Here is a 2,639-nt window from a genome sequence, read left to right as displayed (position 1 = left end):
CGGGGCGCCTGAGATCAAGAGCAGATCAAGATCAAGGGCGGCTCGCTTCGCATCGTGGTTACCTGCCGCACATGTGACATCTCTGTCGATTGAACGGCCGCCATCGCAGGCAAGCCAGCTCCCACATGGAGTCGGCGCTGCGGCCAATTCTGTAGGAGCGAGCTTGCTCGCGAAAAACGTCAACGATAACCCGTGTTTGCTGAATGAACGCGGCGCCAGTGAGTTTTTCGCGAGCAAGCTCGCTCCTACAAAAAAGCCTTAACTGACTGGCATTAAGGCAAGCCAGCCACAGGTTGACCGCGTTTAGCGGGCTGCCAGCGGTGGCGTACGCGGCGGGATCATGCGTTTGCTGCCGGTGGCTTCGAACGCCGAGGCGAAGCGCAACAGCGCCGAATCGTCATAGGCGCGCCCGGCGAAGGTCAGCCCCACTGGCATGCCGATGTCTGCCATCACGCCCATTGGCACGGTGACGGTGGGCACGCCCAGGTGGCGGATGGCGAGGTTGCCGTTGGCGACCCATACGCCGTTGCTCCAGGCGATATCGGCAGACGCTTCGTTCACATCGGCATCCGCCGGGCCTACATCGGCCACGGTGGGAAACAACACGGCGTCGAGCCCAAGGGAGTTCATCCAGTCTTCCAGGTCCAGGCGCCGGGTTTGTTCCAGGCCGCGCAGGCCATCGGGCACGGTGCTGATCTGGTCCCATGGGGTGATGCCGCGTTGGGCCATGCGCACGTATTCGTCCATGCCGGCGGCCAGGTCGTCTTCACGGTTGGGCAGGGTGCCGGGGTCGTGGGGGAATATCTTCGGCCCGTCCACATCGGCCAGGCGGTTCAGGTGCGGGTCGCCGTTGGCGCGCAGAAAGTCATCGAAGGCCCAGGCCGACAATTCCCACAACTCGTCGTGGAGAAATTCCTTGGAAACCAGGCCACGGGTAAACACCGTCGGTGCACCAGGGCGGTCGCCTTCGCAGTTGGACACCAGCGGGAAATCCACTTCGATCACTTCGGCACCGGCGGCTTCCAGTGCCTGGCGTGCGGCTTGCCACAGTTCGATCACCGTGGCACGGGTGTGGATCTTTTGCCCGGTCGGGCCGCCGATACCGGGTTTTTCGCTGGTGCCAGCCTCCGGGTCGGCGTTGATGTACATGCGCGGCACGCCAAAGCGCTTGCCGGCCAGGCTTTCGCTGCTTACTGCAAGGGCCGCGTAGGACGCTGGGCGCACCGAGGTGACGCTGGGGATCGGCACCCAGGGTTGCAGGCGCCACAGGTCGCCACGGGTATCCGGGTCTTCGGCCACCACGACGTCGAGCACTTCCAGCAGGTCGGCCATGGTGCGAGCGTAGGGCACCACCACGTCCATGGTCGGGGTCAGTGGCCAGTTGCCGCGCACCGAAATTACCCCACGCGAAGGCGTGTAGGCACACAGGCCATTGTTGGAGGCCGGGCCGCGACCGCTGGACCAGGTTTCTTCAGCCAGCCCGAACGCGGCAAAACTGGCGGCGGTGGCGGTGCCGGCACCGTTGGAGGAGCCTGACGCGAACGGCGCGGTGAGGTAGTCGGCGTTGTAGGGGCTTTCGGCGCGGCCATACACGCCACGTTGCATACCGCCATTGGCCATCGGCGGCATGTTGGTCTTGCCCAGGCAAATGGCGCCGCCGGCCCGCAGGCGTTCAATGGTGAAGGCATCGCGCTGGGCCACCAGCGTGGCAAACGCCGGGCTGCCGGATGCTGCCGTCAGCCCCTTGACCAGGTAACTGTCCTTGGCGGTGTAGGGAATGCCATCCAGCGGCCCCAGGCTTTGCCCCTTGGCGCGGCGCGCATCGGAGGCCTGGGCTTCTTTCAGCGCCTCGGGGTTGCGTACCACCACAGCGTTCAGCGCAGTGGCCGTTTGCGGGCCATCGTAGGCGTCGATTCGCGCCAGGTACGCCTGGACCAGTTCAACCGCCGTGGTCTGGCCGGCTTCAAGCGCAGCGCGCAATTGGGCAATGGAGACTTCAGTAACTTGCATCACGTTTTTTTCGCCGCCTTCAAGTGGGGGTATGGCGGCAGTCTACGTACAGATATTTCACAAAACCAGCGTGGCATACTTCGCGCAGCCGGTGTGCAGGAGATCTTGAGAACAACGTCAGCATGATTGCCAGCGGCAGCCTCTTATCGCTAAGGTGGCCGCGCTGATTAACGTTGCGCTTCAAGGAAGAGACCATGCAAAAACCTTATATCGCCCTGGCGGCCTTGCTGGGATTTACCGTCTATACCGTGGCGACCATGCTCACGGCCGAGCAGTCACTACTGGCGTTTGGATGGGAACTGATGTCCCGGCCCGATACGGCACAGGTGGTGATTGACCTGTATCTGATGGCGGTGCTGGCGTGTGTGTGGATGTACCGGGATGCGCGTGGGCGAGGGCGGTCGATGGCCTCAGTGTTGCCGTATTTTCTACTGACGGCAGTGTTTGTGTCGGTAGGGCCGTTGCTCTATATCGTGGTTAATGGGTTTTCTCGTCGGGCCATGAAGTGAGGTTTGTTGCTCTTGTGACGACCTGCCAGCCGATGCTGATCTACCTGACACACGACGATCTAACTGTGGGAGCGGGCTTGCTCGCGAAGGCGGCCTGGCAGGCGACACAGTTGGATTGTG

The 2,639-nt window shown here is 62.8% G+C and carries 2 protein-coding genes and 1 pseudogene; 1 reads left to right on the top strand and 2 read right to left on the bottom strand.

Annotation, left to right across the window (positions count from 1 at the left end):
• Positions 1-237: pseudogene (locus A7K61_RS33390) on the bottom strand (hypothetical protein); the annotation flags it as partial.
• Positions 238-303: 66 nt separating this feature from the next.
• Positions 304-2,013, bottom strand: a complete 1,710-nt coding sequence (locus tag A7K61_RS30500; protein ID WP_069559018.1) for an amidase — start codon at positions 2,011-2,013, stop codon at positions 304-306.
• Positions 2,014-2,204: 191 nt separating this feature from the next.
• Here A7K61_RS30500 and A7K61_RS30495 point away from each other — a divergent pair, with 191 nt between their 5' ends.
• Positions 2,205-2,519 (top strand): DUF2834 domain-containing protein, encoded by a 315-nt coding sequence (locus A7K61_RS30495; RefSeq protein ID WP_014718650.1) that lies wholly within the window; start codon positions 2,205-2,207, stop codon positions 2,517-2,519.
• The last annotated feature ends 120 nt before the right edge of the window (positions 2,520-2,639 follow it).

Origin of the sequence: Pseudomonas sp. AP42 (assembly GCF_001728935.1) — a bacterium.
In the GTDB taxonomy this organism is placed as follows: Bacteria; Pseudomonadota; Gammaproteobacteria; order Pseudomonadales; family Pseudomonadaceae; genus Aquipseudomonas; species Aquipseudomonas lactis.
This window is presented reverse-complemented; position numbering and strand designations above follow the sequence as displayed.